17 protein-coding genes are annotated in these 15,097 nt (G+C 69.4%); 8 read left to right on the top strand and 9 right to left on the bottom strand.

Annotated features, from left to right (window positions below; genetic code table 11):
• Window positions 1–31 precede the first annotated feature (31 nt).
• Entirely contained in the window at window positions 32–1,417 is a 1,386-nt protein-coding gene (locus ACZ4N4_RS14190) for a serine hydrolase domain-containing protein (RefSeq protein ID WP_467588126.1), read from the top strand.
• Window positions 1,418–1,487: 70 nt separating this feature from the next.
• On the opposite strand, the gene ACZ4N4_RS14185 is transcribed toward ACZ4N4_RS14190, so the two are convergent.
• Together ACZ4N4_RS14185 and ACZ4N4_RS14180 are read right to left on the bottom strand one after the other, a co-directional pair.
• The gene (locus ACZ4N4_RS14185; RefSeq protein WP_467588123.1) at window positions 1,488–1,940 is read right to left on the bottom strand and encodes a GNAT family N-acetyltransferase; all 453 of its coding nucleotides are present in this window, start codon (window positions 1,938–1,940) and stop codon (window positions 1,488–1,490) included.
• Window positions 1,941–1,949: 9 nt separating this feature from the next.
• A complete protein-coding gene (locus ACZ4N4_RS14180) occupies window positions 1,950–2,408 on the bottom strand; it encodes a MarR family winged helix-turn-helix transcriptional regulator (RefSeq protein WP_450760462.1) in 459 nt (152 codons plus the stop codon).
• A 141-nt stretch (window positions 2,409–2,549) separates the two neighbouring features.
• Between ACZ4N4_RS14180 and ACZ4N4_RS14175 the strand changes: the two genes are divergently transcribed.
• Window positions 2,550–3,758, top strand: coding sequence for an MFS transporter (locus ACZ4N4_RS14175; protein WP_467588120.1), 1,209 nt, complete (start codon window positions 2,550–2,552; stop codon window positions 3,756–3,758).
• A 40-nt stretch (window positions 3,759–3,798) separates the two neighbouring features.
• Here ACZ4N4_RS14175 and ACZ4N4_RS14170 read toward each other — a convergent pair whose 3' ends face one another.
• Window positions 3,799–4,665, bottom strand: a complete 867-nt coding sequence (locus ACZ4N4_RS14170) for a GNAT family N-acetyltransferase (protein ID WP_467588117.1) — start codon at window positions 4,663–4,665, stop codon at window positions 3,799–3,801.
• Between the two features lie 210 nt (window positions 4,666–4,875).
• Between ACZ4N4_RS14170 and ACZ4N4_RS14165 the strand changes: the two genes are divergently transcribed.
• Together ACZ4N4_RS14165 and ACZ4N4_RS14160 are read left to right on the top strand one after the other, a co-directional pair.
• Complete coding sequence (locus ACZ4N4_RS14165) at window positions 4,876–5,508, top strand: HAD family hydrolase (RefSeq protein ID WP_467588115.1); 633 nt, start codon at window positions 4,876–4,878, stop codon at window positions 5,506–5,508.
• 283 nt (window positions 5,509–5,791) lie between these two features.
• Complete coding sequence (locus tag ACZ4N4_RS14160) at window positions 5,792–7,270, top strand: globin domain-containing protein (RefSeq protein WP_467588112.1); 1,479 nt, start codon at window positions 5,792–5,794, stop codon at window positions 7,268–7,270.
• Window positions 7,271–7,274: 4 nt separating this feature from the next.
• Here the strand turns inward: ACZ4N4_RS14160 and ACZ4N4_RS14155 are convergent, their stop codons facing one another.
• The 5 genes from ACZ4N4_RS14155 to ACZ4N4_RS14135 all read right to left on the bottom strand — a co-directional run bounded on the left by ACZ4N4_RS14155 (window position 7,275) and on the right by ACZ4N4_RS14135 (window position 11,001).
• Window positions 7,275–7,757, bottom strand: coding sequence for an NUDIX hydrolase (locus tag ACZ4N4_RS14155; RefSeq protein WP_351695799.1), 483 nt, complete (start codon window positions 7,755–7,757; stop codon window positions 7,275–7,277).
• Window positions 7,758–7,843: 86 nt separating this feature from the next.
• The gene (locus tag ACZ4N4_RS14150) at window positions 7,844–8,749 is read right to left on the bottom strand and encodes a LysR family transcriptional regulator (RefSeq protein ID WP_467588109.1); all 906 of its coding nucleotides are present in this window, start codon (window positions 8,747–8,749) and stop codon (window positions 7,844–7,846) included.
• 230 nt (window positions 8,750–8,979) lie between these two features.
• On the bottom strand, window positions 8,980–10,128 hold the full coding sequence (locus ACZ4N4_RS14145) for a cystathionine gamma-lyase (protein WP_467588106.1): 1,149 nt from the start codon (window positions 10,126–10,128) through the stop codon (window positions 8,980–8,982).
• The gene (locus ACZ4N4_RS14140; RefSeq protein WP_467588103.1) at window positions 10,125–10,616 is read right to left on the bottom strand and encodes a low molecular weight protein-tyrosine-phosphatase; all 492 of its coding nucleotides are present in this window, start codon (window positions 10,614–10,616) and stop codon (window positions 10,125–10,127) included. The genes ACZ4N4_RS14145 and ACZ4N4_RS14140 overlap by 4 nt, the downstream gene beginning before the upstream one ends.
• Window positions 10,617–10,623: 7 nt before the next feature.
• Window positions 10,624–11,001 (bottom strand): phage holin family protein, encoded by a 378-nt coding sequence (locus tag ACZ4N4_RS14135; protein WP_450760480.1) that lies wholly within the window; start codon window positions 10,999–11,001, stop codon window positions 10,624–10,626.
• Between the two features lie 60 nt (window positions 11,002–11,061).
• Here ACZ4N4_RS14135 and ACZ4N4_RS14130 point away from each other — a divergent pair, with 60 nt between their 5' ends.
• The 4 genes from ACZ4N4_RS14130 (at window position 11,062) to ACZ4N4_RS14115 (ending at window position 13,296) form a co-directional block, all read left to right on the top strand.
• Entirely contained in the window at window positions 11,062–11,379 is a 318-nt protein-coding gene (locus ACZ4N4_RS14130) for a cupin domain-containing protein (RefSeq protein WP_453568393.1), read from the top strand.
• A gap of 168 nt (window positions 11,380–11,547) precedes the next feature.
• Window positions 11,548–11,760 (top strand): DUF5326 family protein, encoded by a 213-nt coding sequence (locus tag ACZ4N4_RS14125; RefSeq protein ID WP_351695787.1) that lies wholly within the window; start codon window positions 11,548–11,550, stop codon window positions 11,758–11,760.
• Between the two features lie 211 nt (window positions 11,761–11,971).
• Window positions 11,972–12,760 (top strand): IclR family transcriptional regulator, encoded by a 789-nt coding sequence (locus tag ACZ4N4_RS14120; RefSeq protein WP_467588098.1) that lies wholly within the window; start codon window positions 11,972–11,974, stop codon window positions 12,758–12,760.
• Between the two features lie 98 nt (window positions 12,761–12,858).
• The gene (locus ACZ4N4_RS14115) at window positions 12,859–13,296 is read left to right on the top strand and encodes an SsgA family sporulation/cell division regulator (protein ID WP_351748159.1); all 438 of its coding nucleotides are present in this window, start codon (window positions 12,859–12,861) and stop codon (window positions 13,294–13,296) included.
• Between the two features lie 132 nt (window positions 13,297–13,428).
• Here ACZ4N4_RS14115 and ACZ4N4_RS14110 read toward each other — a convergent pair whose 3' ends face one another.
• A complete protein-coding gene (locus ACZ4N4_RS14110; RefSeq protein ID WP_467588094.1) occupies window positions 13,429–14,949 on the bottom strand; it encodes a YibE/F family protein in 1,521 nt (506 codons plus the stop codon).
• Between the last annotated feature and the right edge of the window lie 148 nt (window positions 14,950–15,097).

Raw genomic sequence — 15,097 nt, 5'->3', positions numbered from 1 at the left:
CGCAGGTCCGTCCACCGGGTGGACTGGGCGCATGACGACATTTCAGGAAGAGCTGCTGCCCGCCACTCGGCGGGCACTGCTGCACCGGATCGCGGTCGCCCAGTCCGAGGGGCGGGCGCCGTCGCTGGTGGCTGCGGTCGTGCGCGGCGGGCGGGCCGTCTGGCACGGGGCACGGACCTCGGTGGACGGGCACGGGCCGGACGAGAATGTGCAGTACCGGATCGGCTCGATCACCAAGACGTTCACGGCCGTTCTGGTGCTCCGGCTGCGCGACGAAGGGCTGCTCGATCTCGGCGATCCACTGGAGAAGTATCTGCCGGGTACCGGCGCGGGGGAGGCGACGATCGCCGAACTCCTCGCGCACACGGGCGGGTTGGCGGCCGAGTCGCCCGCACCCTGGTGGGAGCGCACTCCGGGCTCGCTGCGCCCGGAGCTCGGTGATGTTCTCGGCGAACAGCCCCTCCTGCACCCCGTCGGTCGCCGGCACCACTATTCCAACCCCGGCTACACCCTGCTCGGCGCCCTGGTCGAGGAACTCCGCGGTGCACCCTGGGAGGAGGTGCTCCGGCTGGAGGTGCTCGAACCGCTGGGCCTCAACCGCACGAGCGCCCAACCGCGGGCGCCGCACGCGGGCGGCTGGGCGGTGCATCCGTGGGCCGACGCGATGCTCCCGGAGCCGCTGGAGGACCTCGGCCGAATGGCGCCGGCAGGACAGCTCTGGTCGACAACCGATGACCTGGCCCGCTTCGCCGTGTTCCTGGCGGTCGGCGACGACCGGGTCCTGAGCGCGGAGTCCGTGCGGGAGATGCGCATTCCGGCGGCTCCTGCCGAGCCCGCCGATGTGCTGGACGGCGCCACCTACGGACTCGGGCTTCAGGTCCAGCGCCGCGACGGCCGGCTGCTGATCGGGCACTCCGGCTCGCTGCCCGGTTTTCTGGCCAGTCTCACCCTCAGCGTGGACGAGGACGTGGCGGCCGTGGTGCTCGCGAACTGCACCTCGGGCCCGCTGCTGTCCGCCGTCGGCGCCGACCTTGTCCGCATCGTCGCGGAGGCCGAGCCGCGCATTCCCGAGCCATGGCGGCCCCTGGCTCGGGTCGAGCCGTCTGTTCTGGAGTTGGCGGGCCAGTGGTACTGGGGTACGCACCCCTTCGCGCTGCGGGTGACGGCCGACGGACTGGTCTCACTGGGGCCGTTGTCGGGCACCGGCCGCCGTGCGCGCTTCCGGGCCAACGGTGACGGCACCTGGACCGGTCTTGAGGGCTACTACGCCGGAGAGCTGCTACGGCCTGTACGGCGGCCGGACGGCGCTGTGAGCCACCTGGACCTCGGTTCGTTCGTCTTCACGCGTCAGCCATACGAGGAGACGGCTCCTGTGCCCGGTGGAGTGGATCCCGAGGGGTGGCGGGGGATCGGCTAGACGAGCCGGGGGGTGGTGTTTCACGTGAAACACCACCCCCCCGGACGGCTGCACCATCAGCGACTGATGGTCAGATCTCGAGCTTGAAGCCGACGTGCGAGCCGGTGAAACCGAGCCGCTCATAGAAGCGGTGGGCATCGGTGCGTGACGCGTCCGAGGTCAGCTGGACCAACTGGCAGCCCTGACGGCGAGATTCCTCGATCGCCCACTCGATGAACCGGGTGCCCAGCCCGCTGCCACGCTCGTCTGCGTGGATGCGTACGGCCTCGATGATCGACCGGGTGGCGCCGCGCCTCGACAGCCCGGGGATGATCGTCAGCTGGAGCGTGCCGACGACGCGCCCCTCGCGTACGGCGACCACCAGCTGCTGGTTGGGGTCGGCGCTGAGCCGCTCCAGGGCGCTGAGATAGGGCGTCAGGTCGTCCGGTGATTCCCGCCGGGCGCCCAGCGGGTCGTCGGCGAGCATGCCGACCATGGCCGGGATGTCGTCGGCGACCGCGGCACGTATGTCAAGATCTCCCATGCCCGCAGCCTATGCGGGCGCGTTCAGCGATTCCACGACCCGCACCAGGGGAGCCAGCTCCGGGTTCCTGGCCGCCTCGTCCAGGGCCTCGCGCAGTGCGGTGTCATTGGTGGGGCGAGCCTCTTCGAGCAGCCGCAGACCCGCCTCGGTGACGTTCGTGTAGATGCCGCGCCGGTCGGTCGGGCAGAGGTAGCGCTCCAGGAGGCCCCGGTCTTCGAGGCGCGTCACCAGCCGGGTGGTGGCGCTCTGGCTGAGGACGACGGCGTCGGCGACCTGCTTCATCTGCAGGTGGCCCCCTTCGTCGTCGTGCTGTCGGCTGAGGACATCCAGCAGGGAGTATTCACGCACGCTCAGGTCGTGCTTCCCCTGAAGGGCGCGCTCGATATGCGCCTCGATCCTCCCGTGGAGCAGGGAGAGAGCGCACCAGCCCTGGGCAAGGGCGGTGAGCGCGGGGTCTGTCGCTGTCATTGGCGTGATCCTCCGTCCCGGAGCGGCTTACACCAGGATAGAGCAAGTTCGCAATATCCAGCGATTGCATATAGCACGCGCATGCAACTAATGTGGACGCACGTTAAGCGCACCTGCAATCGTCTGGGAAGGTGTCCCCCCATGCCTCTCGCGCTTCTGGCCCTTGCGATCGGGGCCTTCGGAATCGGAACGACCGAGTTCGTGATCATGGGCTTGCTGCCCGAGGTCGCGGGTGATTTCGGGGTCTCCATCCCCACCGCAGGCCTGCTGGTGACCGGCTACGCGCTCGGTGTGGTGATGGGCGCCCCGCTGATGACCGTCCTGGGCACCAAGGTCCCGCGCAAGCGGATGCTGATGTTGCTGATGGGCTTGTTCATCGCGGGCAATCTGCTGTCCGCCGTCGCCCCTTCCTTCGCCGTCATGCTGATCGGCCGTGTGGTCGCCTCCCTCGCCCATGGCGCCTTCTTCGGCATCGGCTCGGTCGTGGCGGCCGAGCTGGTCGCCCCGAGCAAGAAGGCCGGCGCCATCGCGATGATGTTCACCGGCCTCACCGTCGCCAACGTCGTCGGCGTACCGCTCGGCACCCTGGTGGGACAGCACGTAGGCTGGCGTGTCACCTTCGGCATCGTCGCCGCCCTCGGCGTCGTCGGCCTGGCCGGCATTGCCAAGCTGGTACCGGAGCTGCCCAAGCCCGAAGGCGTGCGCCTGCGGCACGAGCTGGCCGCGTTCAAGAACACCCAGGTCCTGCTCGCCATGGCGATGACCGTGCTCGGTTTCGGCGGGGTCTTCGCGGCCATCACCTACATCGCACCGATGATGACCCATGTCACCGGCTTCGCCGACGGCTCCGTCACCTGGCTGCTGGTCCTGTTCGGCCTCGGCATGGTCGGCGGCAACCTGGTCGGCGGCAAGTTCGCCGACCGCGCCCTGATGCCCATGCTGTACGTCTCGCTGGGCGCCCTGGCGGTCGTCCTCGCCCTCTTCACGGTCACCGCGCACAACAAGATCGCGGCCGCCGTGACGGTCGCCCTGATCGGCGCCCTGGGCTTCGCGACCGTCCCACCGCTGCAGAAGCGCGTCCTCGACCAGGCGCACGGCGCCCCCACTCTGGCCTCGGCCGTGAACATCGGTGCCTTCAACCTCGGCAATGCCCTGTCCGCCTGGCTCGGCGGCATCGTGATCGCCGCGGGCTTCGGCTACACCTCCCCCAACTGGGTCGGCGCCGCCCTCGCCGCGGCCGCCCTGCTCCTCGCCTTCCTGTCGGCCGCGCTGGAGCGCCGTGACAGCGCCCCGAGCGCCGGGGCCGCCGGCGGTATGCCCGTAGCGCAGCGGGAGTCGGTCCACCACTGAGACGGCCGCAAGGCCGCGGTGGGTCCGTACCGGTGGATCCTCAGCCCGCCGCCACCGTCAGGGGCGCGAACCGCCGCGTCCAGTCTCCCGGCAACTCCGTGATGCCGTAGGTCATCACGGAGTTCATGGCGACGGAGGCCAGCCCGCGCTCCTTCGCCCATGCCAGCAGTTCCTCGTGGCGGATGTCGATGTCGGTGCGGAGCGGGCGGTCGGTGTGGGCAGCGAGCGAGGCGATGAGGGACTTCGCCGTCTCCGTGTCGCGGGCGATCAGCGGCCCGACTACATGGGTGTCCATGTTGGGCCACGCGGCCGCATAGCCGACGACCTGGCCGCCGTCCACGGCCACCCGCAGCTGGTCCGAGAACGCGGGCAGGCGGGCGATGAGAGGCGTGCGGTCGGTACCGAACACCTCCTCGTCCAGCCGCAGGATGGAACCGAGGTCCTCGGCCGCGGCCGCCCGTGTCGCCACCCGAAGCTCGGGGCCGCCCGGAGTGAAGGGTCCGGTCAGCATCTCCGAGCGCCCCGTTGTCTTGAACCCCAGCTCCTCGTAGAGCGGACGGCCGTACGGCGTCGCGTACAGCGTCAGGGGAGTCGTCCCCATCGCCGAGACCACGTGGCGCATCAGTCGGCGCCCGACACCCTGACGGGCATGCCGTGCGGCGACCAGGACCATACCGATCGCGCCGAGATCCGGGCGTTCCCCCGAGCCGTACTCCGTGATGACGCAGGCGGCGACCAGGCCTCCGCCGGGGTCGTCGATGCCGTATCCCTTTCCGGCTGTGAGGAGCAGGCGCCACTTGTGTTCCTCGCGCGGCCACCCCCGATCCTCGGACAAGTCGGCGCAGGCGGTGAGATCGCGTGGCGTCAGTCGGCGAATGGGCAGTGAGGCGACGGAAGGAGTGGGCACGCAGGTCAGGCTTTCCGACCGGCACCCGTGGCGTCCACCTGTTTCCAGGTAGACGCACGCGCTTTTGGCCATGCCGTAGCCCCGATCACAGCCCCTGGACAGACGGGGGACGTTTCACGTGAAACATCGCCTCCTCGCCCCCTCGCTCCACCGCCGCTGCCCGAGACCTCCCCGGCGAGCGGTGATTCCTTCCCACTAGCCTCGGTGACCATGGCGCGACTTCATCTCTTCGATCTCGACGGCACATTGCTGCACGGCACCTCCGCCCCCATCGAGATCTCCCGTCAACTCGGCCTGGAAGCACAGACGGTGGAGCTTGACCGGGCGATTTCAGCAGGACGGATAGCCCCGTCGGAGTACGCGGCGCGCGTGTACTCCCTCTGGGCCGAGCTGACCGACGCGCATGTGACCGCGGCATTCGACGCAGCACCTTGGCTGGCTCGTATCCGGGATGTCTGGGCCGAGATCAGGGCAGCGGGCGAGTATTGCGCCGTGGTTTCGCTCTCGCCGTCGTTCTTCGTGGAGCGCCTACTGGACTGGGGAGCCCATGCGGCCTTCGGCTCGCGCTTCCCGGCGGTGCCCTTCGTCGAGCCGGTGGACCCGGCGGGCGTCCTTGATCCTGCGGCCAAGGTGACCATCGCCGACCGCCTGTGCGAGGAGTTCCGGGTCAGCCGGGCGGACTGTGTCGCCTACGGGGACTCGATATCGGACAGGGAGTTGTTCGCCGTGGTTCCGGTGTCCGTGGCGGTCAACGCGGACGGACATCTCGCCGGTCTCGCGACGTACTCCTACACGGGCCGGGATCTATGGGATGCCTACGAATTGGCTCGTGGTGCCCGGTAGTTAAGGGACCTTGTGGTTCGCCCGTTGTTGGATTGATGGGGGAGACAGGGGGGACTTGTGTGCAGAGCGACGGCCGGTAGGGTCGACTCCGGTTCCCGTCCGGGATGAGACGCCCCGCCGGGAGTGACTGCGGTCCATGTCACACTTTCGCCTTACTTGTCCGTACGCGGAGGAAGCGCGGGTTCAATGTGGCCGTGTCGGCCGCAGGCCGGACCGGGAAGAGCCAGCCGTCAACGGGGGAACACAAGCACCTTCCGAGTGAAGTGCGCAGACCGACCGAAAGATGTTCGAGGCGAGGCACACCATGGATGCTCCGACCACCAGGTCGGCGGGCAACGACGGGGCCGGCGGAAGCAGCTGGTTCACGTCCCCCAGCAACACCCCGGTCGAGCCCGCCGAGGAACATCCGATCGCGACGCCGGATGGAGGGCGGGAAACGCCCCAGAGCCGCCCTCCCGCGTCCGGAGGGGCCCGGGAGCGAATACGGCCGCCGGAGGAGCCCGTCCGCCTCCAGAACCCCGCCCAGGCTCCCCCCGCCGGGCAGCACGCGGCCTCCGGGCCCTTCACCCCCACGGCCGGACAGCCGGTGCCCCCCGCGTTCGAACAGCGCGTCCCGCCGCGGCGCGACGCACAGCCGAGTACGGACGCCTCCCCGGACGCGATGCGCATCCGCGGCACCATGGCCGAGGTCGGTCCGATAGCCGACAAGGTCACCTCGTACTTCTACGCACTGCTCTTCGTGCGCCATCCCGAACTGCGATCACTGTTCCCGGCCGCCATGGACACCCAGCGGGACCGGCTGCTGAAGGCACTGCTCACCGCGGCCGAGCACATCGACAACACGCCCGTCCTGGTCGAGTACCTCCAGAACCTGGGCCGCGGCCACCGCAAATACGGCACCCGCCCGGAGCACTACCCGGCGGTCGGCGAGTGCCTCATCGGCGCGTTGAGCAAGTACGCCTCGGGCATCTGGGACCCGGAGACGGAAGCGGCCTGGGTGCGGGCGTACACGACGATGTCCCAGGTGATGATCGACGCGGCGTCGGTGGACGAACTGCGCGCACCGGCCTGGTGGCATGCGCAGGTCGTCGCCCACGACCTCAGAACAGCGGACGTCGCGGTGCTCACGGTCCGCCCGGACCAGCCGTACCCCTTCCTCGCGGGGCAGTACGCGAGCATGGAGACGCCCTGGTGGCCGCGGGTCTGGCGGCACTACTCCTTCGCCTCCGCCCCTCGCTCGGACGGGCTGCTGACGTTCCATGTGAAGGCCGTTCCGGCGGGCTGGGTCTCCAACGCGCTGGTGCACCGTGCCCGCCCCGGTGACGTCGTCCGTCTCGGTCCTGCGGTCGGCTCGATGACCGTCGACCACTCCAAGGACAACGGACTGCTCTGTCTGGGCGGCGGCACCGGCATCGCCCCCATCAAGGCGCTGGTGGAGGACATCGCGGAGCGCGGCGCACGCCGCCCGGTCGAGGTGTTCTACGGCGCCCGTACCGACCACGACCTGTACGACATCGACACCCTGCTCCGGCTCCAGCAGAGCCATCCCTGGCTCTCGGTCCGCGCGGTCGTCGACCAGCAGGCGCATCTCCAGCTCCCCGACGCCATCCGCGCCTACGGTCCTTGGAGCGAGTACGACGCCTATCTCTCTGGACCGCCCGGCATGATCCGTAACGGTGTGCACGCCTTGCGGGACGTCGGCATCCCGGCGCGCCGCATCAGGCATGACTCGGTCGAGGAACTGGTCGTGGTCGGCGACTGACCCGTCAGCCGAGGTCGGGGGCGTGCATGGCCCGTACGCCCTCGATGTTCCCGTCCAGGTAGTGCCGAAGGGAGAGCGGTACGAGGTGTACGGAGGCGATCCCGACGCGGGTGAAGGGGACGCGAACGATCTCGTACTCGCCGGCGGGCTCCTCGACTTCGGGGCCGTGCCGCAGGGCGGGGTCCATGGACTCCAGCCGGCAGACGAAGAAGTGCTGCACCTTCACACCGGTGGTGCTGCCGCTGTCGCCGATGTGTTCCACGGTGTCCACGAAGCAGGGCACCACATCGGTGATCTTGGCGCCGAGCTCCTCGTGCACCTCGCGGTGCAGGGCGTCGACGACAGTGGTGTCCTCCGGTTCGACCCCGCCACCGGGAGTGACCCAGTAGGGATCGACACCTGGCTTGGTGCGCTTGATCAGGATCAGGTCGTCGCCGTCCAGGAGAACGGCACGTGCGGTGCGCTTGACCACGGGTCGGACGGTCATGGGAGAAATGTGGCCCAGCTGGTTCCACGTGAAACATCGCGAAGCCCCGCCGTACGGCTGTATCCCGTCAACCCCGCCTGATGAGCTCAGCCCCAGTCCACAGCCGCGTGGTGGAGCCACTCGTGTGCCCGTGCCACGTGCGGCATGGCGAGTGTGCCGGTCCGTACCACGAGGAAGTAGGTCCGCAGCGGGGGTACCGCGGGTTCGTGCAGCGCCATGACCTCGCCGCGGTCCAGGGCGGCCGTGCACAGATAGCGGGGCAGTACGGCGAGGCCGGCGCCCGCGATCGCGCAGGCGAGGACGGCACGTAGGTCGGGCACGACGACCGTGCCGGAGGTGGCCGGCAGGGCGTCGAAGACGGAGCCCCAGTAGCGCGAGACGAAGGGCAGCGACTCGTGGACCTCGACGACGGGCAGGTTCTCCAGGACCGGCGCACCCTTGTCGCGTACCGTCCCGGTGCCGATCTCCTCGGCCCAGCGGGGAGCGGCGACCAGTACGTGCTCCTCGTCGCAGAGGGCGGTGGCGGTGAGCAGGGCGCCACGCGGCCGGGCGGTACTGATCGCCAGGTCGTGGTGTCCGGCGGACAGCCCCTCCAGGGTCTCCTCGGCGTTGCCGAAGGAGGCGCGCAGCGCGAATCCCTGGCCGTCGTCGCCGGCGAGCTCCGAAAGGGCGGGCAGCGCTCGCTCGGCGGTGAACTCGGGCGGGCCGGCGAGATGCAGGGTACGTACCGAGGAGTCGTCGTCGAGGCCGCGTTCCGCTATCTCCACGAGCGCGTCGAGGTGCGGTGCGGCCTTGTGGGCGAGTTCGTCGCCGATGGTCGTCGGGGTCACCCCACGGGCCTGCCGCAGGAAGAGCGGACGACCCAGCTGTCTTTCCAGAGTGCGGATCTGGGAGGTCACGGCCGGCTGCGAGAGCCCGAGCAGGGCCGCGGCGCGGGTGAAGGAGCCGGCCCGGTGCACGGTCACGAAGGTCCGTAGCAAGGCCAGGTCCATCGTTCACCCTTCTTTTCGCCCTGCCCCTCGCCGGCCCTCGGGGCAGGTCCCCAACTATAAATAAGTCGATAGGTCTCTGCCCCTACAGTGATTGGACACTGACGCAGAGTCAACTAGCCTTGGTCGCGCGGTTCTTGGCGCGCGAGAGCCGGGACGGTCCGAGCCACGAGGGGGGAGGCTCGGACCGTCCGTTATGCGTAGCCGGGTCGGCGCGGGCGTCCGTAATCCGGTCACCGATCCGACTCGTCGAGCGCGTGGAGCACATCGGCCACCAGATCTTCGGGATCCTCGGCCCCGACCGACAGCCGAATGAAGCCCTCCGGTACGTCGTCCCCGCCCCAGCGTCGCCGCCGCTCGGCCGTGGAGCGCACCCCGCCGAAACTCGTCGCGTCGTCGACCAGCCGCAGGGATGCCAGAAAACGCTCGGCACGCGCGCGCGTGGGCAGCGTGAAGGAGATCACCGAGCCGTAGCGCCTCATCTGCTGCGAGGCGATCTTGTGCGCGGGGTCGTCGGGCAGTCCCGGGTAGCGCAGCCCGGTCACGTCCGGCCGACGCCGGAGCGCCTCCGCGAGCACCAGGGCGGTGGCGTTCTGCCGGTCCACCCGCAACTGGAGGGTGGCCAGCGAGCGATGGGCCAGCCAGGCCTCCATGGGCCCGGCGATCGCACCGATGATCTTGCGCCACCGGCGTACGGCGGCCATGGCCTCCGTGTCGCGCCCGGCGACGTACCCCAGCAGGACGTCCCCGTGTCCGGTGAGCTGCTTGGTGCCGCTGGCCATGGAGAAGTCGGCGCCCAGTGCCAGCGGCCGCTGGCCGAGCGGGGTGGCGAGGGTGTTGTCGACGGCGACGAGGGCGCCACGCGCGTGTGCCGCCTCGGTGAGTCGCCGGATGTCGCACACGTCGAGCCCGGGGTTGCACGGTGACTCGATCAGCAGCAGCTTCGCCCCGTCCAGAACGTCGAGCTGGGCGTCGCCGGCGGTCGGCGCGGTGCGCACCTCGATGCCGAAGGCCTCCAGCTGGGCGCGGACCAGGGGCAGCACCTGGTAGCCGTCGGACGGCAGCACGACCGCGTCCCCGGCGTGCAGCTGCGAGAAGAGCACGGCCGAGACGGCCGCCACACCGGAGGCGAACACCAGCGTCTCGACGTCCTCACCGGGCGCCTCCAGCTCGCCGACGGCGCGCTCCAGATGGGTCCAGGTCGGGTTCTCGTCACGGCCGTAGGCGTAAGGCCCGCTGACCTCGCCCGGCAGATGGAAGTGGGCGGCGAACACCGGTCCGGGCAGGGTCGGTTCGTTCTTGACCGGCTCGGGCAGTCCCGCGCGCACCGCGCGCGTGCCCTCGCCCGTCACGAGGCCGGAGTCGGAGCTGGAATCGCTCATGCCGCCGTTCCTTCCACTTCGTCGCGTACCGCAGCGAGCAGGCCCTCGCTCGCCGCCTCCACCATCTCAAGACACTCCTCGAAGCCGTCCAGACCGCCGTAGTACGGATCCGGTACGTCGAGGTCGTCGACCGCACCGGGGTCGTAGGAGCGCAGCAGGTGGACCTTGCGTGCGTCCTGCTCGGTGGGGGCGAGGCGACGCAAAGACTTGAGGTGGCCGGAGTCGAGGGCGATCACGAGATCGAGGCGGGCGAACCAGGACGCCTGGAACTGGCGGGCGGTGTGGTCGCCGTCGTAGCCGTGCTCCTGGAGGACGCGGACGGTGCGCGGGTCGGCGCCGTCGCCCTCGTGCCAGCCGCCGGTGCCGGCGCTGTCGACCTCGACACGGTCGTCGAGCCCGGCCTCGGCTATGCGGGCACGGAAGACGGATTCGGCCATCGGGGACCGGCAGATGTTGCCGGTGCAGACGAAGCAGACGCGGTAGGCCATCGGGTGCTCAGTCCGTGTCGGGGAGGATCATGTTCAGGGCCCACGACACGATCGAGATGATCAGGCCGCCCAGGACGGCCGTCCAGAACCCCTGCACGTGGAAACTCAGGTCGAGCTTGTCGCACACCCACGACGTCAGCAGCAGCATCAGCGCGTTGACCACCAGGGTGATCAGACCGAGCGTGAGGATGAACAACGGGAAGGTCAGGATCTTCACGATCGGCTTGACCAGGAAGTTCACCACGCCGAAGACCAGAGCGACCAGGATCAGAGTCCAGACCTTCTTGGTGGTGCTGTCACCGGTCAGGGTGATCTTGTCGAGCAGCCACACGGCGACGGCCAGGGCGCCCGCGTTAACGATCGTCTTGACTACGAAATTCTTCATGTGTCTGATCGTGGCAGACGAGATCAGATACGAGCAGTGGGGCGAGGGCGAACAACGGCGATGAAGGCATTCCGGCTGGACGAACTGGAGGCGGAACGCGCCGCCAACGACGGGGCCTACCTGCAGTTTCTGCGGGAGCGGAACATGTCGGTCGGCCTCTACGCCCTGAACGCGGGCGAGCGGGACCCACAGCAGCCGCACAACCAGGACGAGGTCTATTTCGTCGTCAGCGGCCGCGCCGCGATCACCGTCGGCCTGGAGACCACGCAGGTGGCCCGGGGCAGTGTGGTGTACGTGCCGGCCGGGGTGGCCCACAAGTTCCATCACATCAGCGAGGATCTGAGGGTTCTGGTCGTCTTCTCTCCCCCCGAGGCCTGACCTCCGCCTCGGGGTTCCCTAGGGGAAGGGTCAGGGGAGGACAAGGGATCAGGGGCCCCCGGACGGCCCCCTCGCGGCTCTAGCATCGAGTGCAGGACATCGCATCGTGCGGCGCGCACGAGACCGACCGTACGTGCCGAAGCGCACGGGAAAGCAGAGGGCAGGGCAATGCGAGAGATCTTCACGGGTCTGCCGTGGTGGGTGAAGTGGATCGCGGTGCCGGTCATCGCGCTGGTGGTGTTCGGTGGCCTGATCGGCTCCATCGTCGGCTTCCTGGCCTACCTGCTCTTCAAGTTGCTGATCTTCGTGGCGCTGGTCGGCGGACTGATCTACATCGTGCGGAAGTTCATGTCGAACTCCTCGTCAAAGAGCGACTGGTGAGGACCGTGGGAATCGGTGACCGGTAACAGGAATCGCCGGTTCCCTCGGGGGAGGGAAGTTTCCCGCAGGGGCCGACCGGGAGCGGTGGCGGACGGTTAGAGTCGCTGACCCCCTCGCGCTCCGGGAGTGACCCTTGGCCACGCTTGACGCCACCTCCGCACCCACAGAACTTCCACCACCCCCCACCCAGCGCCGGTCCGGCACGCCCCCCGTGCAACGGCCGGCTACCCCGTCCGATCCCGCACAGCCGCACTCGGCCACCCTCATCGGCTCAGTGCAGCGTGCGATGCGCCTGCTGGAGTGCGTCGCCGGACACGAACACGGCGCCCCCGCCAAACAACTGGCCCGCGAGACCGGCCTCGCGCTGCCCACCGCCTACCACCTGCTGCGCACCCTGGTCCACGAGGGCTATCTGCGCCGTGACAAGGGGCTGTTCTTCCTCGGTGAGGCCGCGGAGCGGCTGAGCAGCAGCGGGGCACAGCAGAAACGTCGCAGCGTGGTGGTCGACACCCTCGCCCACTGGCGGGATTCGATCGGTGCGCCGGTGTACTACGCCATGTACCGGGACGGCGAGATCGAGGTCGTGTGCGTCTCCGACTCCCCGGGCACCCCGGCGGTCGAGGAGTGGGCCGACTTCCGCGAGACCGCGCACGCGCACGCCATCGGCCAGTGTCTGCTCTTCCAGCTGGACGAGAACGCCCGCCGTGACCATCTCGACCGCTACCCCCTGCAGGCCCTCACCCCGTACACGGTCCGCGACAGCCATGCACTGTTGCGGCGGCTGGAGCGGACGCGGCGAATGGAGCCGTTGGTGGAGCGCCAGGAGTACGCGCTGGGCACGGTGTGCGCGGCGATCCCCATCACCGTCGGCACCACGGCGGCCACGGTGGCCATCTCCCTGCCCCTCCACCAGGCCGACCGGCTGCTGCCCGCCGCACGCCAGTTGCAGGCGGAGGTGGGCCGGCATCTGGGATCCCTGGCGATCGCTATCAGTATCTGAAAACTCACTCCTTGTGATCTGCTGTGTACGTTCAGCAAGATTTGACCACCACAAAGGGATAAATCCCGGCCAGTCGGTGTCATATGACGGGGTAGGCGATGCGCGAGTCCGTACAAGCAGAAGTCATGATGAGCTTTCTCGTCTCGGAGGAGCTCTCCTTCCGCATCCCCGTGGAGTTGCGCTACGAGACCTGTGATCCGTATGCCGTACGGCTCACCTTCCATCTGCCCGGGGACGCGCCGGTTACCTGGGCCTTCGGCCGTGAGCTGTTGATCGACGGTGTGGGCCGGCCCTGCGGGGAGGGTGATGTGCATATCGCCCCCGCCGATTCCGAGGTGCTGGGTGAGGTTCTGATCAGGCTTCAGGTCGGCGGCGACCAGGCGGTGTTCCGGTCCTCGGCGCCACCGCTGGTGGCCTTTCTCGACCGTACCGACAAGCTGGTGCCGCTGGGCCAGGAGGGTGCGCTCGCCGACTTCGACGCCCATCTCGACGAGGCTCTGGACCGCATCCTGGCCGAGGAGCAGAGCGCGGGCTGAAGCGTTACGGCACGGGGCGCGAGCCGCTCCGCCGAGCCGCGTGAGGATGCGCAGGAACGCTTCTGCGCGTCCCTGGGCGGGCGGCGGAACGCTCCTCCTCGTGCGGACCGTCACGTGCCGCCCGCCGCGCTCTCACCGCTTCCGGCGCCGCCCTCGCCCGCCGCGCGCCGGGGCCTCCGCGGACGCGGCCGTCGTCGTGCCCGGCCGGTCGGCCGACACCACCAGGGCCGCGAGCAGCGTGGTGACGGGCACCGAGGCCACCAGGCCGATCGAGCCGACCAGCGTGCGCACGATCTCCTCGGCCACCAGCTCACTGTTGGCGACCGTCGCCACGCTGCTCTGCGCGATGGAGAAGAGCAGCAGCAGCGGCAGCGCGGCGCCCGCGTAGGCCAGGACGAGGGTGTTGACCACGGACGCGATGTGGTCGCGGCCGATGCGGATACCGGCCCGGTACAGCCCGCGCCAGCCCATCGTCGGGTTTGCCTCGTGCAGTTCCCAGACGGCCGAGGTCTGGGTCACCGTCACATCGTCCAGGACACCGAGCGAACCGATGATGACGCCGGCCAGCAGAAGACCACTCATGTCGATCGACGGGTACAGGCCGTGGATCAGACCGGTGTTGTCGTCGGTGTTGCCGGTGAGCGCGGCCCAGTCGATGAACTCCGAGCCGAGGAGGCCGATCAGGCACAGTGAGACCAGCGTGCCGAGCACCGCCACCGAGGTCCGGGCCGACAGGCCATGGCACATGTACAGGGCGATCAGCATGATGGCGCTCGCCCCGACCACCGCCACCAGCAGCGGATTCGAGCCCTGCAGGATCGCCGGCAGGATGAACAGGGTCAGCACCATGAAGCTGACGGCGAGCGCCACGAGCGCCATCACACCGCGCAGCCGGCCCACCACGACGACGGCGAGCGCGAAGATCCCGGCCAGCAGCGCCATCGGGAGCTTCCGGTTCACGTCGGTGACCGAGTACTGCAGGTCCTTGGGCGCCGAGGGCTCGTAGGCGACCACGACCTTCTCGCCCTGGTCCAGCTGACGTGACTGGTCGGGCTGCACGATCTCGGTGAACGTACGGCCCTTGTCCTTGCCGGTGTCGATCCGGACCGTGGCCTTCTTGCAGGTGCCCTCCTCCTCCTGCTTGGCGGAGCTTCCCTCGGCGGTGGAGGTGTCGCCGGTCGAGCTGCCCCCGGAGGCGTTGACCGACTTGCAGCTGACCGAGACGACCTTGGTGACCGTCGCCTGCTGTGTCTGACGGTCGAAGCCGACGCCGGTGCGCTCGTGCGCCGGGGCGCCGCCGGGCCACAGCACCACGAGGCCGACCACGACCGCGGCGGTGAAGGGGATGAGGATCGCCGCGATGACCTTGCGCAGATGCTTGGAGACCGGCGCGGCGGGGCCATGGCTGTGCGAGTGACCGTGCCCGCCGCCTGCCCCGGAGCCGCCCTGGCCGGGTCCCTGACCGGGCGGGTGGCCGTGGCCATGGCCGTCGTCGTGACTGTGGGCGTGCCCCTGGTCGTACCGGTGGCCCTGCCCGTGGTCGTGTGCGTCACCGGCACCATGGCCCCCGTGGCCGGTTCCGCCGCCCTGTGTGGCACCGTTGCCGCGCCTCGGGTCGGGGGGTGGGTAGGGGTGCTGCTGTGTCGTGGTCACCGCCCGATCATCGCAAGAACGGCAGGGGCCCTCTGTTCACCGCGCCCGAATTGACGCTAGCGTGGAGGCACCTTTGCACACGCGGGAGCTCGGAGCACCGGGCTGAGAGGGCGCTGACCTCCGTATTCGCGATGTTTCACGTGGAACG

The organism is Streptomyces sp. NPDC026538 (assembly GCF_055567535.1).
The sequence above is the reverse complement of the archived record's forward strand: the minus strand, read 5'-3'. Positions and strand labels throughout refer to the sequence as shown.